Source organism: Alteromonas sp. 4NH20-0104 (assembly GCF_057547795.1).
Genome location: NZ_BAAJLP010000007.1, coordinates 165,854 through 191,184 on the forward strand (window position 1 = coordinate 165,854; position 25,331 = coordinate 191,184).

A 25,331-nucleotide genomic window follows, 5' to 3' on the forward strand; every position below is an offset into this window, starting at 1 on the left:
ATGACAAACATTGCCTTTATCGGACTGGGTAATATGGGCGGGCCGATGGCCCGAAACCTGTTAAAACACAATCAGCATGTCACCGTGTTTGATTTGATGCCAGATGCCGTAGCGGCGCTGGTTGAGGCAGGCGCTCACAAGGCGGGTTCGCCGCAGGAAGCAGTTGCCTCGGCGGACGTGGTGATCACCATGTTGCCGGCGGCGGCGCATGTCAAATCGTTGTATCTGGGCGATGACGGTTTACTGACCCATGTGAGGAAAAGCACATTATTAATTGATTGCAGTACCATTGATGCACAAAGCGCGATAGCCGTGGGCAAACAGGCTCAACAAGCCGGGATTGCTTTTATTGATGCGCCGGTTTCCGGCGGTGTGGGCGGTGCTGCGGCCGGCACACTGACCTTTATCATGGGGGGCGAGGAAGCGCATGTTGAACGGGCAAAACCGGTGCTGTCGATGATGGGCGCCAACCTGTTCAGAGCGGGCGAACTGGGCGCTGGCCAGATCGCCAAAGTCTGCAATAACATGTTGTTAGCAGTGCTGATGGCGGGGACCTCCGAAGCGTTACAGCTGGCTATTGCTAACGGCCTCGACCCCAAAGTGATGTCGGATATTATGTTGCAGAGTTCAGGGTGCAACTGGACACTTCAAAAATATAATCCGTGTCCGGGGGTGATGGACAATGTACCGTCGAGCAATGATTATCAGGGCGGTTTTATGGTTAAGCTAATGAATAAGGATTTGACGCTGGCGATGGATACTGCGGCTCAGGTTGGTGCGGCCACACCAATGGCTTCTACCGCCCAGGCGATGTATCGTCTGCATCAGGGGCAAAACGACAGTGCGGACAAAGACTTTTCAAGTATTTTTAATTTGTTTGCCAGTCACTAAACCGCGCTAATGACAGATACAAAAATGGCAGCCCGATGGCTGCCATTTTTTTGTATCACTACTGTGAAAATCGGGTGAGGTGTTTAATTGCCCGGCTTAATAAATCCACGTTGAGGGCATCGTCACTGCGCATTTCATTGCTGATGTGAGTGATGTCGTAACTGCCGTTACTGAGGACCTCAATACGTTGGTCGTCGTAGTACACCAGGATTTTTTCACCGGAGGTACTGACCAGCCATTCACGCTTGGGGGCTAACAGGTTCTGACCGGTAGAGTAAAACGCCGACGGAGCGCTACAGCCCATTGCATTTAGCAGTGTTGGGACTAAATCTTCGTTACTGGCCAGCTCGCTGTCTACCGCCAGATTGGTGTATAACACGCCTTTGGATTGCTGATAACCGGTTGCCACTATTACCAGCGTGTCAGACAGATCGCTGCGTTGCAATAACTGGCTCAGCGCACCGCCGTCGGCAAATGCTACTACTATGTTAGCTGCACCCGTTAAGCGATCACTGAATGTGAGCTGAGTAAACTGTTCCTTAAGCTTTGAATCGGACCCGGCGTAAAGTTCAGTGGTTAACCCGTAGGCACTGCTTAAGCCAAATAACACCGGTTGGGTGGTTTTCAGACTTTGCTGATACAGTTCCGGAACACCATACAGTGTACTGGTAATTAAGCCGCCCATGCTGGTTGATGTTGTGAAGTAATTATCGATATGGCGTAAATCGGCGTCTTTCATCGCCTGACTGATATCCGTATCGTCAACCTGGACTAACAACAATGCGCGTTGTTCTGGTTCAAGGGCGCAGTAAACCGGGTCTGAGGGGTAATTTACCTGATGAATGTCCGGATCAAACTGCAATTGTTTGCGCTGTTCATAGCGTTCAATATCCAGCAGGCCATAGCGGGACATGGTGGTTTTTGCCGTGGCCGGATAAGACAACGGAAACATGTTGTCCTGCTTAATAATGGGTTGATAAAGCTGGGCATCAGCCCACACATGAATCGCGTGGCCAGACACAAAGCAGACCACAAAAAAGCTGACCACACGTCGACCAATGCGATAATGCATCAATCGGTCGATACGTTTCCACACGGCATTGGCCAGGATCAGCTGAAAACCAAACCACACCACAAATAGCAGTAATAAATACAGAAACTGTTGCCAGCCAATCTGAAACAACTGGGCCTCGGCTTCATTTTTAATCAGATAAGCGGAGTTATGACTTAAGTGAAAACCGGTGCGGTTATACAGCAGGGCATCAAAGGCCATTAACGCCAGCCCGAGCGCAGAAACGGCGGAGGCGATGGTTTTAATGATGCGCTGCGAGACGTCCAGATAACACAGCGGCAATATAAATATGACGAAGCTAAAGAAGGTCAGAAAGCTAATATGCCCGAACCAGTTGGCAAACAGGTAAAAAGTACCCAGTACCGTTCCTGGCGCGGGCGAAGATATAACAAACACCGAGGCAATAATAATCGCAATGACAATATTCGCCAGGGCAAACCAGTGACCCCAGTTAACCAGTTTTGTTACCCGTTGACGCCGTGGGGATTCTGCTAAAATCATGGGGGTCAGGCCGTTCCTTTCACACTTTTTACCAGCACGCTGGCAAATTGTTCAACCATGGCTTCTCGATTGGCTGGAGGTACCTGATGTTCAAAGATATGAGAAATCACATTTCCCAACACCATTAAAGAAAGATCACGACTTGCACCGTGTTTTTCGAGTACCATAATAACGTCGTTCATCAGACGTTCGAATTCAGCATCACTGTATCGGCTTTGTTGGGGCATTTTACGCCTCTTATCGTTAAATCGCTTGAAAAAGCAAAGTTTTTGGCAATAAAGCGATTATAATCGTTGTGCATCTGATAACAATCATTCATTCAAAAAACTGCATCATTCATCAACGAATTGGACACTGGTAATTCATGAGTATATTGATTCATCATTTTGTCGTGCATCAGCTTATCGTTAATAACGAAGGTAAAATGCAACTGATCCCCCGCGACGGCTGCCTGCCGGTCACACCGGCACTGGAACAACTGGGCCAGCAATTACATCACACTTTTGTGAGTAAGCCGGGTAAAGGGGTAGGTCACTTTATTGAAACAGAACAAGAAGATGCCAGCTTTGCCGAATCACTCAATGGTTATATTGCACACCATGAGGCGTCGCCGGCAGACAGTGATAGCGTGTTTGTGCCGTTTACCAAAACGGCCGGTGATCTACTGCTTAAATCGCTGGTCGATACCGGCCAGGTAGAAACTGGCTTTGTGCTGTTTGTACATTATGAATATCTGGCCACTCAGTACCTGTTGGTGACTTTACTGAATACCAAAGCCCATGTGGAAATTAACCAGCAACTGGAACTCAATAGCCGCGAACATCTGGATTTGGCCAAAATGCAGCTTGCAGTGCGTATTGATTTGACTCAGTACCGTATTCAGCCGGACCAGCAGCGCTATGTGAGCTTTATTAAAGGTCGCATGGGTCGCAAGGTATCTGACTTTTTCATGCAGTTTGTTGGCTGCGAAGAGAAAGTGGATGTAAAACAGCAAAATAAACAACTGATCAGTTCGGTTGAAACCTATCTGGCCAGTGAAGGGCTCGATGCTGAAGAAAAAACGGCCCATCGCACTGAAGTGTCTAACTATTTTAAGCAACAGATAGACAGCGGTGACAGTATCCGAATCAGCGAGTTAGCCGAAAAATTACCCCGCGACGAAGACAGTCAGCGGGACTTTACGCAGTTCACCCAGGGGCTGGATACGCCCATTGAACCAGAAGTACAACCGGATCCCGCGGCCATTCGCCAACTGGCCAAATTCAGTGGTCAGGGCGGCGGCGTGTCGCTGAGTTTTGACCGTAAATTACTCGGCGACCGTATCATTTACCATCCGGACTCCGACACGCTGACCATTAAAGGGATCCCGCCGAACTTGAAAGACCAGCTTAAACGAAACGGCTAAGTTGTTACTAGCGGTACAGTCCCCCGGATATCGCTGGTATACTAAGTGGATTATTGAGCGGTACACCGCCTGTGTGCCGCCAACCTGTTAAAAAATAAACGAGATACAATGCAATTATTTGTAAACGACCTGACCGTCATGGACTTCTCCTATCTTTGCCCAGAACGAGGCATGGTAGGAGAAAGCTGGATTGTAGATGTGTTACTGGATGGCACATTGAATGAAGAAAGTATGATCCAGGATTTTGGCGTGGTGAAAAAGAACCTCAAACGCCTGATTGACGGTTACATTGACCACAAACTGCTGGTGCCGGCAGAGAGTGATAAAGCCCACATTCGTCGCGATGAAGACTCAGAGCAAGTGGAAGTACGCTTTGAGCTGGCTGATGAGCAGGCTATTCAGATGTATTGTCCGGCCGAAGCCTATGCCTTTATTTATGCACCCACGATAACTATGGACTCGGTAAGTGAATATCTGCGCGAGGTAATTGCTACCCATTTGCCGGATAACGTGGACAACCTTACCATCAAGCTGCGTACGGAAGTCATCAATACACCGTTTTATCACTATACCCACGGACTGAAAAAGCACGATGGCAATTGTCAGCGCATTGCTCACGGCCATCGCTCGCGGGTAGATATCATCACCAATGGCAGTGCGGATCGTGATAGTGAAGCCTACTGGGCCAAACGTTGGGAAGACATTTATATTGCCTCCAGTGAAGATCAAATCAGTGCCGAAGCGTTACAGTGTCAGCATCGTTTAGCCAGTTATGCTGATCACGTGTGTTTTGCCTATGAGGCGGCACAGGGGTACTTTGAAATAGTATTACCCATGTCAATCTGTGAAATCATCGACACCGACTCCACGGTAGAATGCCTTGCGCAGTTTATTTATACCCAGCAAAAACAACGATTGCCCGGTGAAGCCTGCTGTGTAATGGCCTATGAAGGGGTTGGCAAAGGGGCCATGGTAGGTGATTAAGCTAAAAGGCCTACTGTTTGGTTTATGGTGCATAAGCTGCACGGTGCAAGCTCTCGAACTACGAGGTGAATTAACCCAGGGCAGTTTACTGCGCGGCGAACTTACGCCTGGCAGTGCTGTATGGCTGAACGATGAGGCGGTTAAAGTGCTGCCAGACGGTAAATTTGTGGTGGGTTTTGGCCGTGATGCGAAGTTAACCCAACATCTGCGCTGGCAAACCCCGAATGGCGAAACTCACACCCGGGAGCTAACGCTGACCGGCCGGGAGTACCCCACCCAATATATAGAGGGGGTGCCGCAGGCGATGGTGACGCCGCCAGACAGTGTGCTTGCGCGAATTAAAGACGATAACTGGCGGGTGGCTAAGGCGCGCAAAACCAGTAGCGAACGGGCGGATTTCGGGGCCCGGTTTATCTGGCCAGCAGAAGGGCCGATCACCGGGGTATATGGCAGTCAGCGGGTGTTTAACGGCGTGCCTAAACGGCCCCATTACGGTGTCGACGTTGGGGCACCAACCGGTACTCAAGTGATTGCGCCGGCCGGTGGCAAAGTGACCCTGGCACACCCGGATTTATATTATTCCGGTGGCACCATTATTATTGACCACGGTCTGGGCGTAAACTCAACGTTTCTGCACTTAAGCAAACTTACCGTTGAGCCCGGCGAAATGGTTAAACAGGGTCAGAAAATTGGCGAGATTGGCGCCACGGGCAGGGCAACCGGCCCTCATCTCGACTGGCGCATTAACTGGTTCAGTGAACGACTGGATCCAGCCCTACTGGTACCTGCCCGTTAGGGTTGCTTAGAGGGCTGTTATGACAGCCCTAACCACGCCGCGGCTTTATCCTCATCGGTAATTTTTAGCACACAGCTTTGTTCACGGGCGGCAAGCACTGGCATCGACAGGCTAATCAACCGGCCATCTCTTATCACACTCAGTGCTAACGGTTTTTCACGTGTAACAGTGAGTAGCCGCTGTAACAATTTTGCATTTAACACATATCCATCGGCGGCGATGAGTTTATCGTCTATCTGCAGTCCGGCCTGGCAAGCGGCGGAGCTTTCCTGTACCGCCTGAATGAGCAATCCGGTGTCTGCCTCTTTAATAACGGCACCAAAATCATATCGCGGTGACCCTTTACCTGCTGCTTCATCGCCCCCTTTATCCTGTAAGGACAGGGGGGACTGTAATACCTGACTGACACCAATAGTGTCGAGTAAACCAGTCAGCGCTACATCTTCTGTTCCGTATACCACGCTGTGGAGGTAATCCTTTACATCGACCTCAAGCTCAACCTTACACAGTTGCTCAATCACATCGGCTGGCGTGCCGCTTTCATCGCCGTATTGCGACCACAGCAGGCGCATCAAATCGTCCAGGTTGTAGCGGTTGTCGCTGCGCTGTCGTAACAGTATATCCAGACCCAGGGCCACAATGCCGCCTTTGTTGTAATAGCTAACAATGTGATTTACCGAGCCTGCATCCTGTTTGTAAAACTTATTCCAGGCGTAGAAACTGGATTCGGCAATACTCTGTTTAAAGCGCCCGGCATTTTTATACAGCCGGGTGAGATTTTGCGCGACTATTTTAAAGTAACGCTCAGGCGGGATGACGCCTACGCGGGCCAGGGTGACATCGTCATAAAAGCTGGTGAAGCCTTCGTAAATCCACAGCTGGTCGGTATAAGCTTCCTGACTAAGGTCCGGGTTCACCATGACATCCGGCTTAATGCGCTTCACATGCCAGGTGTGGAACAACTCGTGGCTACACAGACTGATAAAGTTAACGTAGCTGTCGCTGAGTTCTTCAGGCTCACCTGCCAGTGGTAGTTCAAAGCGGGGAAATAACAGCGCAGTAGAGCTGCGATGCTCCAGACCACCATAGCCCTGATCGGCAATTAATGTCATAAACAAATAATGCTTAACCGGGTAGGGCTGTCCGAACAGTGACAAATGGTGCTGGCAGACTTTTTCTAAATCGGCGCATAAGCGCGGCATTTCATACTCGGTGGTACCACTGAACATCAAGGTAAAGGTTACGCCATCCACTTCAAAGTCGGCACTGGTGCATTGACCAATGAAAATAGGATGGTCGATGAGTTCCTGATAATCGGCACTGATAAATTGATTGTCTTCCCGATGGGGTAAGGTGGTTTCTATCTGCCAGTCGGGCTGGCTGGCCGGACATTCGATAACCAGCTCGCAGGGAAAAGCCTCGCATCCGGCCACGCCAACAAACACACTGGTGCCGTTACAAAACGCATATTCGTCATTTATGTAGGCGCTGCGAACCGATAAATCAAAGGCATAAACCTGATAAGCCACCAATACCGCCTGGCCCGATGTCTTCACCTGCCACTGCTGCTTATCCAGTAAAGTAACGTCGAGGCGTTCCCCTTCATCGTTAGTGGCAACAAAATTGACGATGTTGCGGGAGAAATCACGCACCATATAACTGCCTGGGATCCAACCTGGCAGGTTCAGTGTGAGATGTTCACTATCGATGGCCGGGATCGATAAGGTCACGTCAAACAAATGTTGACTGACGGAGTTTACGGATAACGAATACTGAAGGACGGGCGATTGTTGCGCCATTCGGGATACCTCTTCTTGCAGCCTGTTTTGATCAGGATGAACATGAATAGTTGTGAAATATTTAAAATATGATTATATAGCTATAGTGATTGCGATTCAGTTTTAAATGATGCCCAAACAAAAAAAGATCCTGCTTAGTAGTGCTGATATCAATAGCTTACAGTCGCTTACCCCTGGCAGTGTAGTGGATTTGCAAATCTCCACTCCCACTGCGCCAAAACGGGTAAAGACCAGTTATATTGGCGCTGACGTACCTAATTGCCTGTTATTTCAGGTGCCCAGTGAGTCCCGCTGGGGCTATTTGCGCGATGTGCTGGTGCCCGACAATGAAGTGGTTTTACGCTACGTGCTGGAAGGCGACGAGGGTAAGGTGATTGCTTTTCGCTCCCGCGTAATGAAAGTCATCACTCATCCGGTTCCCATTCTTTTCGTGGCTATGCCTGATTCGCTGCAAACGCTGGCGCTGCGCAAACACAAGCGCTGGACACCGGGCATTCAGGCCAGGGTCAGTGCCAGTGATGACAAGCAAACCCTGAGTACCGATTGCATGATTGTTGACGTGTCATTTCAGGGCTGTCGGTGTGTACTGGAGTCTGGCCCCGAATTTCCCATTCTGGAAAATGGTAAAACCATTCAGTTAAAGATTGCCGCTGACAAGGAAAGTGTCATCAAAGGCATTATTAAAAACAGCAGCACATCGCAAACCCGGGTGTTTTACGGCGTACAATTTGCCGCTGATGCAGAAATTGTTAAAAAATTGTTGGATCGTTTTATTGTTGAGCTTTAGGATAGGAGCTACGCTGGTTGTACCAGCGGCGGAAAAAGGGCAGCACCTATAAAACAATTATCTGCCTCATTCCGTATCAGTCAGGAAAACGGGGACAACTGCATGCGTGATATAGAAAGGCTGTTTAGCGAATATTCTGAAAGCCACATGAATCCTACCAACAAGATGATTCACAACCTGGCCGTGCCGGCCATTTATTTTTCAGTGATTGGTTTAATCTGGTCGATACCGGTGCCAGACTTCATTGCCCAGTACGGCATTAACTTTGCTCACCTGTTAGCGCTTCCGGTACTGTATTACTACTTCTTACTGTCTGGCCCCATTGGGGCTGCCATGACCCTGCTGAGCATCGCTTGTTTCCTCATCATTGAACAAATAGCACAGTCAGCAGTACCGGTATGGCAGGTGAGTGTAGGGGTGTTTGTGGTGATGTGGATCCTGCAGTTTATTGGCCATGCAATTGAAGGCAAACGCCCGTCGTTTTTTACCGATATACGTTTTCTGCTGATTGGCCCTGCCTGGGTATGGGGAAGCTGGCTCAAACGTTTAAATATTAGTTATTAATCTCCCGGCAGTGTGGCAATTACGGTGTAAAGTCTGTACCGTCTCCACACTGCCTGATGCCCTCAGGTTTCATCATAGTGCGATAAATCGTAAAGCAATTACGACTAAGTCATTATTCACCCACACAATTACACGTATAATGCAGTAGATGACAAAACAATCTGGTACCTTTGTGCTGAAGTGGCAGCGACTTTTTGAAAACAATGAACGTTTATTCTGGGTATTACATACCGCAGGCTGGGCGGGATTTGCTGTGGTTTATTACATTGGGTCGTTTTTGCATGAAGTGCGTCCCATTTTTCTGTTTATTATTATCCTCAATTCCTATGCCGGCTGGATCCTGACTATTCCACTGCGATACGTCTACCGCTGGGCGCGAAATCAGGGCGCGGTTAAATTACTGCTAACGGTCCTGGCGGCTTCCTATGCAGTAGCGCTGTTGTGGGCCGTAGTGAAAAACGTTAACTACTGGGAAATCTATAAGCACGGCTTCCGGCCTGATGCCTGGTATATGTATTTCAGTAATACCATTGATTCGATGATCATGATTGGCTGCTGGAGCGGTTTGTATTTCGGCATCAAAAACTTTGAAATGTTGCAGCGCGAAAAACAGAATGCACTGAAAGCCAGCACCATGGCCCACCAGGCCCATCTCAAAATGCTGCGCTATCAGCTAAATCCGCATTTCCTGTTTAATACGCTGAACGCCATATCGACGCTTATTCTGATGAAAAATAACGATACCGCTGAAGCCATGGTCTCAAGGCTCAGCGACTTTCTCCGTTACTCGCTCGATAATGACCCCATTAAAAAAGTAGCTTTAGGACAGGAAATCAAAGCGTTACGGTTGTATCTTGAAATTGAAAAAGTGCGTTTTGGCGAACGACTGGAAGTGGTCTGGAATATCGAAGAAGATTGCGAAAATGCTATGGTTCCAAGTATGATACTGCAACCCATCGTTGAAAATGCCATAAAGCACGCTATCTCTAAACTTGAACATGCAGGCAAGCTCACCATTGATGCACGAAGATTCGGTAATGATTTACTGCTCGATGTAGCAGATAACGGTCCGGGCGCAGATATCACCGATGGCCAGTTAAGCCGCTCTGGTGGCGTAGGGTTGCCTAATATTAAAGAACGCCTGCACGCTTTGTATAATCGGAATTTCGCTTTTACGGTTGAACATAATCAGCCGCAGGGGGTACGCGTAAGTGTTCGTATTCCTTATGATGTAAAGGATATTTAAATGAGTCAGCATAAAATTAAAACCCTGATCGTCGATGATGAGCCGTTAGCCCGCAGTGGCCTGCGCTTACGTCTCGAAAAGTTTGACGATGTAGAAGTGGTTGCTGAGTGTCAAAATGGTCTGGATGCGGTCAGTATGATTTCTCAGCATCGTCCTGACCTGGTTTTCCTCGACATTCAAATGCCCGGATTAAACGGTTTTCAGGTTATTAATAAGCTCAAAGAGCTGAAACAGCCTATTCCTATGATTATCTTCGTCACCGCCTATGACAGCTATGCCATTAAAGCGTTTGATGTGCATGCGCTGGATTACCTGCTCAAGCCAGCCGACGATGAGCGTCTGGGTGCTGCGATTAAGAAAGTTCGTGAATATTTTGCTACCCAGAACCAGGACGAACAGTCCAGAAAACTGGTTAACCTTGTGGCAGAGCTGACCGGCGATGATTGCGAGGAAATTTTGCGCAAACTGGCCAGTGGTGAGGCAGTAGAAACCAATCCTTATCCGGATGTACTGGCGATTAAAGACGGCTCTGAAGTTACCCGGGTAAATGTATCTGATATTCAGTGGATTGATGCAGCCGGCGATTACATGTGTGTACATGCGCTGGACGGCATGCATATTATGCGTAAAACCATGAAAGAGCTGGAACAGGAACTCAACCCGCAGCTGTTTGTACGTGTGCACCGTTCGGCGATTGCTAACATCCGTTACGTGAAGAAACTGGTAAGCCATATTAGTGGTGAGTATCACCTCATCCTCAATAACGATACCGAGCTAAAAGTGAGTCGCAGTCACCGTGATAAGGTGAAAGCGGCCATGAAGATGTAAGCTAAACCAATTACAGACTAAAAAAAGACGGCGCACTAAGCGCCGTCTTTTTTTAGCCCTAGAGCATTGACTACGGTACGTGGCGATCACTAGTGGTAGAGCTTTGCCTGTAGAGGTTGGAGAGTAACCCAGCACAATACTGAGCAATATAGATTTATACTGCTCAAGACGGCTTTGAGCGAATTGCGGACATCAGATAGTCAAACTGGAATCGTCCGCTGAAACAAATAGCGGTCAATCCTACATAAGTCATTTCTGCACCGATTTCGAGTTTCAATAACTTGAATGTATATGTATGCTTATGGTTTTGTAATTCTGACAAGCAAAGCTTTTCCTAGGAATAAGCTTTAATTATCAATATCAAACTGGTAAGCAAACCAGACAGGTTATCATCAGCTACTTTAACGGCTCTCTTGTCTCACTTTCAAAAGGCAGTTGAGCAAAGTGTTTTTGAAAACTATGTGTGATATGAATAAAAGTACAAGTCGTACAAGAATTCAAAAATTCAAAAATTCATTAATAATAACATTCATCTAGACGTTGATAGGGTAGAGCGTGGTTCATTTATCCTATTTTTAGTTGGTTCGCTATCGGCAACTGTCACTTTGTATATCTATGAAGTAATCAAAAGTAAAATTAAAAGAAAGATCACTGAGGATGAGATAAAGGCACATGTAGAGGCGTACCAAAAGCCAATTTTAGAAAACTTGGATCGTGATATTAAGAATAAAAGAAGGCTTGGCTCCCTATACGTTGAAGAAATAAATTCAAAAATGACTACCAATGATAAAAATATTGTCCACTTCCCCTAAACTGAGACAGACTTAATTGGAGTTTTCTGTAATGATTAATGCAGGAGACGACTATGAAAAAATCACGCTATACAGAATCTCAGATCATCGCAGTATTAAAGGAAGTTGATGCTGGTAGAAAAGTTGAGGAAGTGTGCCGCCAACACGGTATCAGTAGTGCAACCTATTACAATTGGAAATCCAAATACGGTGGCATGGAAGCGTCTGACGTCAAACGATTGAAAGAGCTTGAAGAAGAAAATGCCAAGCTCAAAAAGATGTTCGCGGACGTTAGCTTAGAAAATAATGCGATTAAGGAGCTTGTCGCAAAAAAGCGTTGGTGACAGCGGAGAAACGAGATTGCGTCAGCATATTGGTCAGGGCTGGACTGAGTATCGCTAAAGCTTGTCTGTTTGTAGGCATTAGCCGCTCTACCTTCTATCGTCCTGAGAGTGACTGGCGCAAAGCCGATGCTGCTGTCATTGATGCTATCAATACAGAGTTAAAGAAATCACCAAGGGCGGGATTCTGGAAGTGTTTTGGCCGGATGCGTTTTAAAGGTTTTCCATTCAACCATAAGCGCGTATACCGCGTGTATTGCCAGATGGGATTGAACCTGAAACGCAGAACTAAGCGGGTGCTGCCCAAGCGGATTGCACAGCCTTTAGAAGTGCTTGAACAGGCAAACCACCAATGGGCGTTGGATTTTATGCATGACACCTTGTACTGCGGTAAACGCTTCAGAACGCTGAATGTGGTGGATGAAGGGACGCGTGAGTGCCTTGCCATCGAAGTTGATACGTCTTTGCCAGCTGGCCGCGTCGTACGCGTGTTAGAACAGCTTAAGGCTGAGCGTGGATTACCAACTCAGCTGCGAATGGATAATGGCCCGGAGCTAATTTCGGCGACGCTGACAGATTGGTGTGAAACCAATAATATTGAACTGGTCTATATCCAGCCAGGTAAGCCACAGCAAAATGGCTTTGTTGAACGCTTTAACGGTTCATTCCGCAGAGAGTTTCTGGATGCCTACTTGTTTGAAAATCTCAATCAGGTAAGAGAAATGGCCTGGTTCTGGCGACTGGATTATAACGAAGAAAGAACCCATGAAAGTCTGGGTAACCTGCCTCCGGCAGCTTACCGAGCAAAACTGGAAAACTCTAATTTAGAAGTGTCCCATTAAAGGGGAAGTGGACAGCTGTTTAAGACTCAAATGAGCGAATTGCGAACATTAACACCCGCGTACTTGGCGCGAATTTATGGGCGTCCTTAATGACGCTCTCGTTAGCAGCGATTTAGTGTATACAACCAAGATATACCTCACCAAATATCTTATTTGATTTAGTGGCAATCGTATCTGATGCTTGTTCCGAGATTAGATAACCATAACCTGTAGTTTTAAAAGTTGCTATATCCTCATCACTCACAGGTTGATCATTTTTATGCATGGAATATCGTAGACTAGCCCAAAGTTCATAGCCTAACTCAGCTTCAATAAGTGGGTGGAATCCTGCACTGTCTCCATAGGTAAGCATTTTGGGGTTGCCAGATATTTCTTCTCTTAGCCGAACCCCACATAGTGCAGCGACTAAGTCAGCAAGTTGTATTCCATTTACTTCCGATGAATCACAATTATAAATAGTGAGTTGTTCATGTTCATTTGTTAATGAGCCAGCTTCTGCATTAGTTAAAATCCCCTGATCCACATAGATATTTAGTTCTTGGCTAGGGTACATGCCTTTTAGAGAGTTAATCAGATAGGAAAACTCTTCAAAGAATTCATGTCGAACACTACTTGGTAGAACAAGGACTCCCCACTTGGTTCGATTGTTTATATGATTTCTAACTGAAGATCTTACTTTCTGCATGATTTTGTTGCCTTTCATCTTGTTACATGCATGAAATTCATCAAGTCCGTATTTAGAAAGAATCCTTCCTAAATCCTCTTGAGGGTCATGTTTACATATTACGTATGAAAGCAACATGAAATCATGTTCGCTATGAATAGAGTCGTCTATGTATATATTCATTCTGCAAACGCCCGCATTTGCGGCTGGTTTTGGAGCGCATTCGAAAACCAGTCCGACAACATGCGTTTTTTAGGTTTCATCAAAGCGGCCAGCATTTCTGTATGCCGAAATTTCATCGGCGACCATAGACGCACACTCCGCAACAGCCCCATCAACTAGCCCTCGCTCAAATAGCCCTTCAATCACTTCGCAGACTTCAGAAGGATTAGCAAAGCCATAATCGCGGAGGTGTATAACAGCTATTTCTGGATCAACTCCATTTTCCAACCATTCCTCATAACTCTCTAAAATTTCATCTGCAGAATGTTTAGTCATGTCTTCTGGTGTATAAAGGCGAATTGAATGAACTGACAATTCAGTATTCCCAGCATCAATAATTCGTTGAATAAAAGGAGTATCTCTTTTTGCCTTGAAATCGAATATTTGCTCTGTAATCGTAATTAGCGATCTATCAACGGAAAACAATACATAGGAATCAGCCTCAGAATACATACCAGAATAGATTACCTTTCCAGCGCGAATCACCTCGAACACCAGACCGTTCCCGCGCCAAGATTGATTTCCCGTTGGGGTTGGATCATCACCGAGCTGGGAAACAACAAAAATCGTACCTTTGAATTCCCATGACCGAAATATTGGCAGGCTACTAAAATTCCTATAATCTTTTGCCGGATGTAGATTGGAAGAAGGGCTCTGCTTTTCTCTGTCTATGGCAATAGATTCCTCGTGAGAACGCTTAATTTCCTTCAGCATGTTAATACTAAAATTCTGGGGCTGATCATCGATCAATCGGTGGTGTGTCGGACATACAAGTATAAGATTGGCCACGCCATCTATATCGCCTCCAGGTGGAGAACCATTGCCACGTGGACCATCGAGTTTCTGAGCAACGATATGCGCTTCTTCTCCAATTACCGTGCTCGATCCATCTACCCCCAAAGCTATGAGCTCTTGTTTGCAATCAGAAAATGCACACTCATTTCCCGACCGTGCCCATAGAATTTTTCGAGTACGAGATGAAATAGACATTGAAACCTAACAGCTTATTACTGAGACTTCATAGTAACACCCATTTTCACTGAAAAACCAAATTCTGTGTTTTCAGAAGAAAGAAAATGAAATGACCACTTTTGACCATTTTCAGTCTCAGCAGCGGCTGTTTAATACTACAATGAGCGAGAAGCAGAAATATCACTTTGGACAAGTTATTTTGTCTGTTTACATATTGTTACAGTGCTGCAATTTAGATTGAATATCTATCTTATTGACGTACGTAGCCCTCATAGGAAACGGATTTAATTACTTTTTCGATGATGGGTTTAGCAGCTGTTTCTAATTCAGAACGAGTGATTTTGTGATCTGCCAACGCACGCTGAAAATGCGCGATCTGCCCAGGAAATCCAGGCATAAACAAATTATTACCGGCATGTAGTGCAGTAATAGAATGGACGCCATCCCCCTCCCAATCTGTCATGACAATACCATCAAAACCCCATTCATTTCGCAAAATTTCGGTAATTAAGTCGTGGCTGGCAGCAGTGTAAGTACCATTAACTGAATTATAAGAGGTCATGATCGCCCACGGCTCACTTGCTGTAACTGCGATTTCAAAGCCTTTGAGATAAATTTCCCTCAATGCACGTTCTGAAACTACCGTATCGATCGCATCGAAACGATTGGATTCCTGATTATTGGCAACCAGATGTTTGAGAGTCACTCCCACACCTTCCTCTTGTAAACCCTGAGTTACGGCAGCTGCAATCTCGCCAGAAACAATTGGGTCCTCTGAGTAATATTCAAAGTTTCGCCCGTTTAAGGGGTTTCTGTGAATATTTAAACTCGGCGCTAACCATAAGTCGACACCGTTTAACCTTGCTTCGTGCCCAACAGCCTGGCCCAGTTCTCGGGCCAGGTCGATATTCCAGGTGCTGGCAACAACCGTCCCAACAGGAAATCCCGTCGTATGTGCCTCCAAGCGCACACCTGCGGGCCCATCAGCGAGGATCATGCTTGGCAGGCCCAATCGCTCGAGTGTGACAGTTTGTCCGGCGGAGCCTTTAACGAAAGAAGAAAACTCACCAAATATTGATTGTGTAGATCCCATACCTGGGCCAACCAATAGCGCGATAAGTTCAAGATCAGAAAACTGATTTATGTAGTGGTCTATATCAACCTTGCCTGAAACAACATCCTGCAAAAGAAAATCGGCACGCTTCAATTTAGCGGAATCAAAAATTATCTTACTTTGACCTCCTGGGCCTGGAGGAGGACTACCAAGATCCTTGGCTCGCATTGCAGGTGTATCAGGAAAGCTCGCCTCTGGCTGAAATTTGGACAATCGCTTGAAGCTTTCCGGATGTTGCAGCGTTAATTGATTACTTAACTTACGAGTTGTATGCGTCTCATCGACGTGAAAACTGCCTGCTTTTTTCAGGTTTTTTACAGAGTTTCCTACAAGGATGTCGTAACTACCTTTTTCCAGTATCCACGCCGCTTTTTCCTCATCATACGACGCCATTTGTTCAGTATTAAAACTCATCGTGAGGAGCTGGCTGGATTTTGGCTGTAAAAGCTTAGTTTTCGCAAAGGTTACAAGGGCCCGAGATGGCTTTTCCAATTGCCCATCTGGAGCCTTATAATAAATTTGCACAACCTCTTTTCCTGCTCGTTTGCCTGTGTTGCTCACTTTGACATCTATTGAAATTTTATTCCCTTGAGGGTGAGGTGATGATGGCTCAATATCAAATTTTGTGTATGACAACCCGTAACCAAACGGATAGCGGACTGGAACATTAAAGGTTTCAAAATAGCGATAACCAACAAAAATATCTTCTTCGTACTCCACGTAGTAGCGATTCCCGACAGGGCGCTTGTACGTTGTACCTTTAGGAGGGGTCTTATGATTGGGTATAAAGCCCCAGTAATCTATCGCAGTCCCATCTGACACAACGGATTCATATCCATCTACGAATCCGCCGAAGTTTAGTGAGGACGGATAGTCTTTGTAATCAAGGGCTACCGTATCGGTAAGCTTTCCAGAAGGTGTCACTGTGCCAGTTAAAATATCTGACATGGCATTTCCTCCTTCCATACCAGATAACCAGGCAAGGAGCACGGCATCAGGTTTAACGCTATCTAACCAGTCAAAGTCAACTAACCCTGAAACATTGAGTACCACTACCACCTTTTTGAAGTGCTTTTTCAAACTTGCAAGAATTGCTAATTCTTCTGAGGTAAGCAGATAGTCACCTTCCATCACTCGATCTGAGCCTTCTCCGGAAGGTCGGTTAAATGTGTAAATTGCGATATCACTTTGACTGGCAGCTGATGCAAGCAATGCCTCTGGCAAGGGCATTTCTGGAACATGTAAGGCGTTACTTCCTGGAGGACCACCTTTCGGAGCCGATGATTGCAGTTGTGCGCTTTTCTTCTCATAGAAGTCTGCATATGCATCTGCGACAGCTGAATTTATCGCTACATGGTTGTTTCGCAGCCCGTCAATCAGGTTGACGGTATAGACCGCATCAACAAATCCTGAGCCCGTTCCAACATGTAGATAGTCTAGTTGCCCTGTACCGAAAACGGCAACCGTTGAATCTTGCTCCAAAGGCAATACACCGTTGTTTTCAAGAAGAATTATTCCTTCTGAAGCCACTTTTCGAGCGAGTTGATAGTTAGACTCAATGCCTTCCGCTTGTGCGAAAAGAGGAAAAATCGTGAAGACCACGACGGTAAGCACTACTAGTTTTTTAATCATTTTTATTAACCAATCCTTAGGGCGCAAGATGTTGTGTTTGCAAACCATGAGGGTGAATTGCAAACCGACCTTTTTTTAGCTGGGACCGCTCCCAATTTAAGTGAATGGAAGGTGTTCAGGCATCACGAATTCTATCGTTTGGGATGGAATGTTAAAATTTGTTTAACCAATAGGGGGTATTCAGTAAACGGATGAATTTACAAAGGACCTTAGCACTGGATTTAGATTGTCGTCACTCCAGACAAGCACATATTCTACGCTCGGGCTATCAGTGAAATAATAGTTAGTTGTAATTGGCTCTCTAATAATCTTTTCGGAGAGAATCCCGCATTGTTGCAGTAATTATCGATGGCAGATCGTAATTCAGGGGCAACATTTTTCGGAACAGTAATTATACCGAAAGGTTTTATTGCGGCCGCAGAGACTTCAGACTTTGATTCAAGTTCATGTCCCGCTGGTATGGCTAAACATAATTTTTCCGTACACAAACAAACGTTTTACGGTGTGATGTCCACTTTAGCAAATTTATTAGTTCTAGAGTGAGCTGGGTGAACTGTATCGCTATGTCCGCTTTTGACCAAGAAGAGACGTTTTCAGTATGAAACTGTAATACTCAAACTATGTGCAGTTTCCGCGATAGTTGGCATTTCGGTTATTCGTTCCCCCTATGCAGCATCGACTGAATCCTCTCCTATGATGCTTCTTCTAGCTTACTATGTATGCCAGTGACGATGACAACACTGAATTAGGGCACAAAACTTGTTCTTTCTTCGATCTTAATAGCGCTCTCTTTTCTAGGGGAACGCAAAGCCACCTTTTTTAGAAAATAGGCGTCTTACTCATGTTGTCATTCCCCAGTTATGCCGTTCGTTAAGCATTGTAATCATCGTGTGGGTAAGGGAATCGCCCAGCGCTTTATGGTTTTCCCAGGTTTGCGCTAATTCCACTTCTACCGGTGCGTTGTTTTGTATGCCCACCATTATTCCGGTTTTATCCTGCTCGACACAACGTACTGCATTAACCCCAAGTAGTGTCGCCAGCATGCGATCCTGACTCACTGGGGAGCCACCCCGCTGAATATGACCAAGAGTCACCGGACGCACTTCACCCCCGGTTAGCTCCTCCAGTTGAACACCTAAGTCAGCAATGCCTTTGGGCCACAAATTCTCAGTTAACACAATAATAAAACTTTCATGACCATAGCGTTGTCGATGAATGGCCAGTTGCTGATGGATATCTTTAAGTGTGGTTTCCGGGTCGCTGAACAACTCCGGTAAAATAACATAATTCGCGGCGCCGGAAATCGCCGCACTGGCGCCTAAAAAGCCGGCATGGCGGCCCATTACCTCAACCAGAAATATCCGCTCAAAAGCGTCAGCGGTATCCCTGACTTTATCAATCGAGTCCATGGCGGTTTCGATGGCGGTGTAATACCCGATGGTAGCGTCGGTACCGTAAATGTCATTATCTATGGTGCCGGGCAGGCCAATAACCTGTCCGGACCAGAAGTTACTCAGATGATTAGCACCATGAAAAGAACCGTCACCACCGATCACCAGCAGGGCATCAATGGCAAGCTCATCGAGATGTTTAGCGGCCAGTTTGGCTGACCCGTCCTGTTTAAACTCTTTGCAGCGGGCACTGCGCAAAATGGTGCCGCCGCGCTGAATAATATTATGCACTTTTTTACTGTCCAGCTTGCGCCAGTTTGCAGCCAGCAGGCCGTTATAGCCGTGCTCAAAGCCAATAACGGTATGTCCCGCGCCTTCACTGGCTACAACAATCGCTCGAATACAGGCGTTCATCCCCGGCGCGTCGCCGCCGGAGGTCAGTACCGCAATTCTTTTATTGGTCATAAAGCGTTCCTTTACATTTTGATACAAATACACTGCTGAGTTGCTGTGAATTTGTCATCGCTTGTGCAGTCCAAATTTGAGTATTATGTTGTTATACCACGTAAAACCGTTGCGTTTTTGAGTAGTATAAGGCTGAAATGTAAAGCCCGGCGATCGGGTACTGCCCTCAGCACGTAATGATAGATTGTCAGGTATAACCACGCGTGCCAAGTGTAAATTAACAGGAAGTGACAATGAAAAAAGGTTTGTTGATTGCGATCATCATTTTTTTAAGCGGATGTTCGACAAAGTTTACCTATAATAATCTGGATTGGTTAATTCATTGGTATATCGATGATTATGTGTCGCTGTCTGATAATCAGGAAGCCTTATTCGACGAATACTTTGCCGACTGGCAAAGCTGGCACCGCAGTGAAGAGCTTGGCAAATACATCTCTCACCTGAAATCCCTGAAAACCGATTTGCAGGGCGAAAAACTCAGTGCAGCCAGAATAGAGCGCCATTTGCTCGACAGCCGTGAACACTGGGAGCGGTTGCGCGATCGCGTGAGTCCGGAACTGGCCGATATGGCGGAAAAACTTACCGATGATCAGGTAACAGCTTTGTTTGATGAATTAAGCGAAGAAAATGAGGAGATCCGGGAGTCACTGGAGGAATTTAACCAGCAATCACCAGCAGAGCAGGCTGAGGAACGGCTGGATGATATTGAAGAGGGCGTAAGCGAGTTTATCGGTCGCCTGAATGCCAGTCAGAAAGCCATTATTAAAGGGTATGCCGGGCAGTTTACCAGTACCCGGGCCCTGTGGCTGACCTACCGTCAGGATTTCCAGCAGGCCGCCCGCAAAATGATTGATACCAGGGCGGCTAATCCGCAATTTAATCAAGACTTTGTGGCCCTGATGACGCATCCGGATGAATTTCGCAGTGACGCATTTTTAGAGCTTCGAAACGACAACACGCAGATTTATGCAAAAATGGCGGAAGAGCTGCTCTACACCTTGGATAAAAAGCAAAAAAGGAAGCTAATCAGTAAGATTGACGATATGATTGAAGACTTTGAATACCTCATGAGTAATGATTAGTTGGAAAGTAGTTACCGGCCGTTCTATGGCTTTTGTTTGTCTTTGGTTACCGCTGTGCTGTGGGGCGTATTACCCCTGTTTCTTAAGATCTGTCTGGAGGTCATGGACAGTCAGACCATTACCCTTTATCGCTTTGTAGTGGCAGCATTACTGGTAGGGGGATGGTTGTTTTACCGTCGCCACATCCCCCATTTTCTGCGTTACCCGAAAGCCGTTATCAGTCTGACGATTGCCTGCACTCTGATGCTGGTAATTAACTATGTTTTTAACGTTATGAGTCTGAAATTTCTGAGCCCGGGCAGTGTACAGGTCTTCATGCAGGTGGCGCCATTTGCTCTGATGGTGGGCGGCATTGTGTTGTATAAAGAAAGGTTCAGTCGCCTGCAGTTGTGGGGAGCGTCTTCGTTACTGTTTGGCCTGGGACTGTTTTTCAATCAGCGCCTGCCGCAAATTGTGGTGTCGGATTCTGAAGATACACTCGGGGTTGTGTTTGTTATTATTGCCGCCGTAACCTGGGCGGGTTATGCGCTGTGCCAGAAATCCCTGATGAAAACAATGTCAGCTATGCAGCTGACCCTAATCATATATATCATTGGCAGTCTGATGTTACTGCCATTTACCCACCTGCAGGCGATCACTGAAATGAACGAGGTGCAGGGCTGGGCGCTATTGTTTTGTTGTTTAAATACGTTTGTGGCCTATGGAGCATTTACCGAAGCCATGCGGGTTTGGTATGCCTCCCGGGTTAGTGCTGTGATTGCCACGGCGCCGGTATTTACCTTTATTTCTGTTGCTGTGGCCGAGTACCTTTATCCGAGCAGCTTCGAACAGCCGCCACTCGGTGCGCTGGCGATTCTGGGCGCTGTGATGGTGATTGGCGGCTCGGTAATGGCGGCCCTGGGCCGGGGGGCGCGTTAGTTATCTTTGTTGACGGGGGCCGGGGCAGGCTGACCTATGGGCTGCTCGCCGCCTTTACAAATGGTATCGTAATCATCCCGGTAATAACGGAAATTTACGCACTCGTTCTCATACCGCTGCCTTGCTGTCAGGGCCATTTGCGGGTTTTTCGGGTTTCGAATGGCTTTTTGTAAGACTTCGCATTGCTGTGCCTGAGCTTTTACCTCAAGGATATCTTCACACAGATTGGACTGGCTGGCGCACCCCGACAATCCACCTGAACCAACCATAACTGCAGCGACCAGTAAACCGTGTTTTTGCATAACCTCTATTCCTCTCTGTAGAGCGAGCTGGTGGTTACAGGGTAGCAATGCCTAACCGCAGTAATTCATCCCGTAAACCGTCAAATTTGGTTTGATGTTGCTCCCGCATAGGTGCGTGATTCAGGATCTTATACACCTGACGGGCTTCTTTGATCATCGAAGCATCGTCTTTACCTTCGTTGCCTACCAGTTTAATCAGACACTGTATTAAGTTTAGTGCAATCCCAGCGTTTACCGGAGAAAGTTCCAGTGCGCTGTTGAATGCGGCTTTCGCTTCGGCGTATTTTTCCTGTTGATACAGCTGAATACCACGACGGTTGATGTGGGTATACTGCTGTTCGCTTTCCTTAACTTGTTTCGACATCGATCGCACCAGCATGCGACTGCTATCGTCCAGTTCGGTATTTTGCTGGGTGAGGGTTTGCAGCAACTGATTGACTTCCTCAAACTCTCCCAGATCAACCATCAACTGCATGCTGGAAGGCGCCAGGGAGGCCGGGTAGAGCTCAAATTGTTTTTCAATTGCCATCTGACTGTCCATCAGGGAGCGTTTGGCGTTGATTAACTTGCCGTCTATGGCATCTACCCGGGCATGCATGATTTGATCAAAAATATCCAGACTAAAAGGTTCATCCAGACGCGTGAGCGCTTCATCATGTCCGGCCCGCTGCAACTGGAGCAGGGCTTCCTGTTGAAACCGGTGTCTTTGCGTCTTACTTTCCGCTGCTTCTGCTGCATCAAGTAAACTGGAAATATGATTACACCAGTAATTCACCTGTTTAAAAATGGTGTTTTTAGACAGTTGCCAGGTGGCTTTAGTGGCTTCAGTCAGTAACTCATAATCATTGTTATCGCGGGCGATGCGACTGGCCAGAATCTGTCGTTGCAAGGAAAATGGCGAGTTTTTAATCGCCCGGCGAATATCTTCAAGGGCTTCTTCGGGTAGTTGAGAGGCTGATTTTGCCTGGGCCAGAATATCCAGCGCTTCCGGATCAAACTGATTCAGGCCGAGTACCTTATTGGCACATTGAATTGCCTCGCTGAATTTGCGCATAGCCAGGTAGGTTTTACCCAGCGCCAATTGCGCCCATTGGGTGGGCAATAGATCAGAGTGGCTGTTTAACAGCTTGAGGGCTTTATCATACTCAGCTTCATGCCACAGGATCTGGAGGCGGATTTCCAACGCCATGCGCTGATAGGGCGCGGGCATCTCCCTGAGTTTATCCAGCTCGTTAATCGCCGTGGTAAAGGCCTGTTTGCTCAGTGCCTCAAGTACTTTTAAAAAATACTGTTTACGTTGCCAGGATTTATTCAACCGGCTCTTCAGCTGCGCCTGGGAAAAAGGTTTTAGCAGATAATCATCGGGTTTATGTTCGAGCGACCCCAGCACTATTGGGCGTGCGGCATCGGCACTGATCAGCAAAAATACCGCGCCGGGCGATACCATTTTGCGAAACTGCAGTTCCTGATAAAGCTCAAAGCCATTTTTCTTATTGGTGCCTAAATGCAAATCACACACAATAATGTCGACTCTGTGGTTGCGGCAAAAGCGTATTGCCTGGTCAGCGCTGGTAGCCGTCATGACATCCTTGGCGCCGAGGTTGGTTAACAACCCTTTTAACAGAATAAGGAAGGGACGCTGATCTTCTACAATCAGAATATTTACGTCCTGATAGGGCACTCCCAATGGCCGCTCCCATTAAACGCGAAACTGTTCGATAATATACTAAAGGATAATGGGTATGTGCCGATTAAGCTAGTAAGTCGTTAATACCTATGAATGATTTTGCAACCAGACAACCTTACCCCCGCATCTTTTGATGTTCAGAATGTCACATCGTCACTGGCGCTTAATAAAGCGGTGGGGGGCAGTGCTGCGTTGTTTTCCTTATATCTGGCTATCAGCGAGGCCCGCGGAGATGAGCAGGTTAAATGGACAGCCCGGCAGGAACCGGTAGAAGACCCTGATTTTCCTGCACGGTTAAACCATTACCGGCGCAGTCCGCTGGCGTCTACTGCCGAGAATGTGAATAGTTACCTGCGATGGCAGGCGGGCCTTAAGACAACATTCAGCAATGAACATATTCGTTTGTGGCAGGCCATCAGTCCCGATCCACTGAGCTTTCACAACAACAGCCAGCGGTTGGAACCTGAAGTAAAACAAAACTGTCCCTATCGGACTCAACTCGGGTGGGTGACTGAAAAGTCGTCACAAATCAAAGAATCTGATGCCACCTTGCTGGCCGATATCATCCCCGCGTCACAGGCTATCGCCGTTTAATCGTCCGCCAATTTTACTGTCGGGTTTTCGGATGTCGATTTTTTTGCTATATTCCGCGCGCATTTTGCACTGGTTTTACGTTCCAACTCGCAAAGGTTAAAAAATATGAGTCAGTATGTTGTATGCGCGCTGTACAAATTCGTCGCGCTTGAAGATTATAAAGCTATCCGCCAACCGCTTACCGATGTGATGGAAGCGAATCAAATTAAAGGTACCCTGCTGCTGGCAGCAGAGGGGATTAACGGCACCGTTTCCGGTACACAGCAGGGCATTGATAACTTGTTGGCGTGGCTGAACAGCGATAACCGTTTTAATCCGATTTCTTACAAAGTGTCTTACCACGAAACCCAGCCGTTTTACCGCACCAAAGTAAAATTGAAGAAAGAAATTGTCACCATGGGTGTGGAAGGCATCGATCCCCGTCGTACCGTTGGGACCTACGTAAAGCCTGCTGACTGGAATGCACTGATAAGCGACCCGGATGTGGTGTTAATTGATACCCGCAATGATTATGAAATAGAAATTGGTACGTTTAAGCATGCGGTCAATCCAAATACCAAAACGTTCAGAGAATTTCCCGACTACGTAAAAGACAACCTCGATCCGGCCAAAAATAAGAAGGTTGCCATGTTTTGTACCGGTGGCATTCGCTGTGAAAAGTCTACTGCATACTTAAAAGAACAGGGTTTTGAAGAAGTTTACCACCTTGAGGGCGGCATTCTTCAATACCTTGAGGATGTGCCTAAAGAAGAAACGTTGTGGGAAGGTGACTGTTTTGTATTTGATAATCGCGTAGCGGTGAATCACGATTTGGAAAAGAGCGCCTATGACCAGTGTTATGCTTGTCGTTTGCCGATCACTGAAGCGGATAAACAAAGTGATAAGTTTGAAAGCGGAGTAAGCTGCCCCCACTGTTTTGGTACACACAGCGAGGAACAGATTGAGCGTTTCCGCGAACGGGAAAAACAGATTAATCTGGCCCGGGAGCGCAATGAAGAGCACGTAGGCACTGAAGCTCGTGATGCCATGGAAGCGCGCCGCAAAGCCAAAGCTGAAGAGCAACGACAGCGTGCGCTGCAAGCGCAAAAACACGTTAAGTCGTAGACATTCACAGTAGCTGGCGTTACACTCCAATTCACTAAGAACCGACAGGGAATCAGACAGTGTCTACTGAATTAACACCCGAAAAAGTAGAAGCGATTCAAAAAGATTTCAGCTTCTTTGATCGTGATGGTAACGGTCAGATCGATTTGCAGGAATTTATTGAGTTACTGACGGTAATTTCACCTAAAACCAAAGCCAGCCATGTAGAAGAAGGTTTTAAACTCATCGATGAAAATCATGATGGGTACATAGACTTTGAAGAATTTCTTGCCTGGTGGCAGGAATGTTGGTGGGAATACTAAGCTGACGCTACAATATTAAAGCCGCTGTGAAGCGG

The 25,331-nt window shown here is 46.8% G+C and carries 24 protein-coding genes; 14 read left to right on the forward strand and 10 right to left on the reverse strand.

Translation table 11 applies throughout. From position 1 onward, the window contains the following. A complete protein-coding gene (gene mmsB / locus AC27IB_RS07300; RefSeq protein WP_487119949.1) occupies positions 1-891 on the forward strand; it encodes a 3-hydroxyisobutyrate dehydrogenase in 891 nt (296 codons plus the stop codon). A 58-nt stretch (positions 892-949) separates the two neighbouring features. Here the strand turns inward: mmsB and AC27IB_RS07305 are convergent, their stop codons facing one another. After that, positions 950-2,464, reverse strand: a complete 1,515-nt coding sequence (locus AC27IB_RS07305) for a DUF3413 domain-containing protein (RefSeq protein WP_487119951.1) — start codon at positions 2,462-2,464, stop codon at positions 950-952. Between the two features lie 5 nt (positions 2,465-2,469). Continuing rightward, positions 2,470-2,691: a YejL family protein gene (locus AC27IB_RS07310; protein WP_105935111.1), complete on the reverse strand. Its 222-nt coding sequence runs from the start codon at positions 2,689-2,691 to the stop codon at positions 2,470-2,472. A gap of 137 nt (positions 2,692-2,828) precedes the next feature. Here AC27IB_RS07310 and yejK point away from each other — a divergent pair, with 137 nt between their 5' ends. The 3 genes from yejK to AC27IB_RS07325 all read left to right on the forward strand — a co-directional run bounded on the left by yejK (position 2,829) and on the right by AC27IB_RS07325 (position 5,649). After that, positions 2,829-3,869, forward strand: coding sequence for a nucleoid-associated protein YejK (gene yejK / locus AC27IB_RS07315; protein ID WP_487119953.1), 1,041 nt, complete (start codon positions 2,829-2,831; stop codon positions 3,867-3,869). Positions 3,870-3,977: 108 nt separating this feature from the next. Next, the gene (locus AC27IB_RS07320; RefSeq protein WP_296050421.1) at positions 3,978-4,853 is read left to right on the forward strand and encodes a 6-carboxytetrahydropterin synthase; all 876 of its coding nucleotides are present in this window, start codon (positions 3,978-3,980) and stop codon (positions 4,851-4,853) included. After that, the gene (locus tag AC27IB_RS07325) at positions 4,849-5,649 is read left to right on the forward strand and encodes a M23 family metallopeptidase (protein WP_487119981.1); all 801 of its coding nucleotides are present in this window, start codon (positions 4,849-4,851) and stop codon (positions 5,647-5,649) included. Before AC27IB_RS07320 ends, AC27IB_RS07325 begins: the two co-directional genes overlap by 5 nt. 17 nt (positions 5,650-5,666) lie before the next feature. Here AC27IB_RS07325 and AC27IB_RS07330 read toward each other — a convergent pair whose 3' ends face one another. Next, positions 5,667-7,448, reverse strand: a complete 1,782-nt coding sequence (locus AC27IB_RS07330; RefSeq protein ID WP_487119955.1) for a M61 family metallopeptidase — start codon at positions 7,446-7,448, stop codon at positions 5,667-5,669. A 106-nt stretch (positions 7,449-7,554) separates the two neighbouring features. Here AC27IB_RS07330 and AC27IB_RS07335 point away from each other — a divergent pair, with 106 nt between their 5' ends. The 5 genes from AC27IB_RS07335 to AC27IB_RS07355 all read left to right on the forward strand — a co-directional run bounded on the left by AC27IB_RS07335 (position 7,555) and on the right by AC27IB_RS07355 (position 12,847). Further along, on the forward strand, positions 7,555-8,235 hold the full coding sequence (locus AC27IB_RS07335) for a flagellar brake protein (protein ID WP_296050426.1): 681 nt from the start codon (positions 7,555-7,557) through the stop codon (positions 8,233-8,235). 102 nt (positions 8,236-8,337) lie between these two features. Further along, a complete protein-coding gene (locus tag AC27IB_RS07340; RefSeq protein ID WP_487119957.1) occupies positions 8,338-8,799 on the forward strand; it encodes an Mpo1 family 2-hydroxy fatty acid dioxygenase in 462 nt (153 codons plus the stop codon). Positions 8,800-8,947: 148 nt separating this feature from the next. Beyond that, positions 8,948-10,045: a sensor histidine kinase gene (locus tag AC27IB_RS07345; protein WP_487119959.1), complete on the forward strand. Its 1,098-nt coding sequence runs from the start codon at positions 8,948-8,950 to the stop codon at positions 10,043-10,045. Next, on the forward strand, positions 10,046-10,873 hold the full coding sequence (locus AC27IB_RS07350; protein WP_296050431.1) for a LytR/AlgR family response regulator transcription factor: 828 nt from the start codon (positions 10,046-10,048) through the stop codon (positions 10,871-10,873). 865 nt (positions 10,874-11,738) lie between these two features. Next, a protein-coding gene (locus AC27IB_RS07355; RefSeq protein ID WP_487119961.1) for an IS3 family transposase occupies positions 11,739-12,847 on the forward strand; the annotation gives its coding sequence in 2 pieces (ribosomal slippage) (positions 11,739-11,991 and positions 11,991-12,847; 1,110 coding nt in all). A 112-nt stretch (positions 12,848-12,959) separates the two neighbouring features. Here AC27IB_RS07355 and AC27IB_RS07360 read toward each other — a convergent pair. From AC27IB_RS07360 to AC27IB_RS07380, 5 genes are all read right to left on the reverse strand, one after another. Further along, positions 12,960-13,694, reverse strand: coding sequence for a DUF3800 domain-containing protein (locus AC27IB_RS07360; RefSeq protein ID WP_487119963.1), 735 nt, complete (start codon positions 13,692-13,694; stop codon positions 12,960-12,962). Positions 13,695-13,763: 69 nt separating this feature from the next. After that, positions 13,764-14,723 (reverse strand): HNH endonuclease signature motif containing protein, encoded by a 960-nt coding sequence (locus AC27IB_RS07365; protein WP_487119965.1) that lies wholly within the window; start codon positions 14,721-14,723, stop codon positions 13,764-13,766. A 232-nt stretch (positions 14,724-14,955) separates the two neighbouring features. After that, positions 14,956-17,451, reverse strand: a complete 2,496-nt coding sequence (locus AC27IB_RS07370; protein WP_487119967.1) for a beta-glucosidase — start codon at positions 17,449-17,451, stop codon at positions 14,956-14,958. 254 nt (positions 17,452-17,705) lie between these two features. After that, positions 17,706-17,939, reverse strand: coding sequence for a LysR substrate-binding domain-containing protein (locus AC27IB_RS07375; RefSeq protein WP_487119969.1), 234 nt, complete (start codon positions 17,937-17,939; stop codon positions 17,706-17,708). A 351-nt stretch (positions 17,940-18,290) separates the two neighbouring features. After that, positions 18,291-19,307: an ATP-dependent 6-phosphofructokinase gene (locus AC27IB_RS07380; protein ID WP_296050441.1), complete on the reverse strand. Its 1,017-nt coding sequence runs from the start codon at positions 19,305-19,307 to the stop codon at positions 18,291-18,293. 233 nt (positions 19,308-19,540) lie between these two features. Here AC27IB_RS07380 and AC27IB_RS07385 point away from each other — a divergent pair, with 233 nt between their 5' ends. Together AC27IB_RS07385 and AC27IB_RS07390 are read left to right on the forward strand one after the other, a co-directional pair. Then, a complete protein-coding gene (locus AC27IB_RS07385; protein ID WP_296050444.1) occupies positions 19,541-20,389 on the forward strand; it encodes a DUF6279 family lipoprotein in 849 nt (282 codons plus the stop codon). After that, the gene (locus AC27IB_RS07390) at positions 20,390-21,307 is read left to right on the forward strand and encodes a DMT family transporter (RefSeq protein ID WP_296050447.1); all 918 of its coding nucleotides are present in this window, start codon (positions 20,390-20,392) and stop codon (positions 21,305-21,307) included. Here the strand turns inward: AC27IB_RS07390 and AC27IB_RS07395 are convergent. Continuing rightward, positions 21,304-21,609, reverse strand: coding sequence for a hypothetical protein (locus tag AC27IB_RS07395; RefSeq protein WP_296050450.1), 306 nt, complete (start codon positions 21,607-21,609; stop codon positions 21,304-21,306). The genes AC27IB_RS07390 and AC27IB_RS07395 overlap by 4 nt on opposite strands. A gap of 34 nt (positions 21,610-21,643) precedes the next feature. Continuing rightward, on the reverse strand, positions 21,644-23,290 hold the full coding sequence (locus AC27IB_RS07400) for a response regulator (protein WP_487119982.1): 1,647 nt from the start codon (positions 23,288-23,290) through the stop codon (positions 21,644-21,646). Positions 23,291-23,389: 99 nt separating this feature from the next. Between AC27IB_RS07400 and AC27IB_RS07405 the strand changes: the two genes are divergently transcribed. From AC27IB_RS07405 to AC27IB_RS07415, 3 genes are all read left to right on the forward strand, one after another. After that, positions 23,390-23,890, forward strand: a complete 501-nt coding sequence (locus tag AC27IB_RS07405; RefSeq protein ID WP_487119972.1) for a VC2046/SO_2500 family protein — start codon at positions 23,390-23,392, stop codon at positions 23,888-23,890. A 105-nt stretch (positions 23,891-23,995) separates the two neighbouring features. Next, complete coding sequence (gene trhO, locus AC27IB_RS07410) at positions 23,996-24,994, forward strand: oxygen-dependent tRNA uridine(34) hydroxylase TrhO (RefSeq protein ID WP_487119974.1); 999 nt, start codon at positions 23,996-23,998, stop codon at positions 24,992-24,994. 59 nt (positions 24,995-25,053) lie between these two features. Beyond that, positions 25,054-25,296 (forward strand): EF-hand domain-containing protein, encoded by a 243-nt coding sequence (locus AC27IB_RS07415; RefSeq protein WP_296050457.1) that lies wholly within the window; start codon positions 25,054-25,056, stop codon positions 25,294-25,296. The last annotated feature ends 35 nt before the right edge of the window (positions 25,297-25,331 follow it).

Bases quoted from the DNA above. Each gene is read 5' to 3' on its own strand.
- AC27IB_RS07310 (WP_105935111.1), bottom strand. From the start codon at position 2,691: ATGCCCCAACAAAGCCGATACAGTGATGCTGAATTCGAACGTCTGATG.
- AC27IB_RS07345 (WP_487119959.1), top strand. From the start codon at position 8,948: ATGACAAAACAATCTGGTACCTTTGTGCTGAAGTGGCAGCGACTTTTT.
- AC27IB_RS07330 (WP_487119955.1), bottom strand. From the start codon at position 7,448: ATGGCGCAACAATCGCCCGTCCTTCAGTATTCGTTATCCGTAAACTCC.
- AC27IB_RS07380 (WP_296050441.1), bottom strand. From the start codon at position 19,307: ATGACCAATAAAAGAATTGCGGTACTGACCTCCGGCGGCGACGCGCCG.
- trhO (WP_487119974.1), top strand. From the start codon at position 23,996: ATGAGTCAGTATGTTGTATGCGCGCTGTACAAATTCGTCGCGCTTGAA.
- AC27IB_RS07340 (WP_487119957.1), top strand. From the start codon at position 8,338: ATGCGTGATATAGAAAGGCTGTTTAGCGAATATTCTGAAAGCCACATG.
- mmsB (WP_487119949.1), top strand. From the start codon at position 1: ATGACAAACATTGCCTTTATCGGACTGGGTAATATGGGCGGGCCGATG.
- AC27IB_RS07395 (WP_296050450.1), bottom strand. From the start codon at position 21,609: ATGCAAAAACACGGTTTACTGGTCGCTGCAGTTATGGTTGGTTCAGGT.
- AC27IB_RS07320 (WP_296050421.1), top strand. From the start codon at position 3,978: ATGCAATTATTTGTAAACGACCTGACCGTCATGGACTTCTCCTATCTT.
- AC27IB_RS07405 (WP_487119972.1), top strand. From the start codon at position 23,390: ATGATTTTGCAACCAGACAACCTTACCCCCGCATCTTTTGATGTTCAG.
- AC27IB_RS07370 (WP_487119967.1), bottom strand. From the start codon at position 17,451: ATGATTAAAAAACTAGTAGTGCTTACCGTCGTGGTCTTCACGATTTTT.
- AC27IB_RS07365 (WP_487119965.1), bottom strand. From the start codon at position 14,723: ATGTCTATTTCATCTCGTACTCGAAAAATTCTATGGGCACGGTCGGGA.
- AC27IB_RS07335 (WP_296050426.1), top strand. From the start codon at position 7,555: ATGATGCCCAAACAAAAAAAGATCCTGCTTAGTAGTGCTGATATCAAT.
- AC27IB_RS07350 (WP_296050431.1), top strand. From the start codon at position 10,046: ATGAGTCAGCATAAAATTAAAACCCTGATCGTCGATGATGAGCCGTTA.
- AC27IB_RS07305 (WP_487119951.1), bottom strand. From the start codon at position 2,464: ATGATTTTAGCAGAATCCCCACGGCGTCAACGGGTAACAAAACTGGTT.
- AC27IB_RS07360 (WP_487119963.1), bottom strand. From the start codon at position 13,694: ATGAATATATACATAGACGACTCTATTCATAGCGAACATGATTTCATG.
- AC27IB_RS07385 (WP_296050444.1), top strand. From the start codon at position 19,541: ATGAAAAAAGGTTTGTTGATTGCGATCATCATTTTTTTAAGCGGATGT.
- yejK (WP_487119953.1), top strand. From the start codon at position 2,829: ATGAGTATATTGATTCATCATTTTGTCGTGCATCAGCTTATCGTTAAT.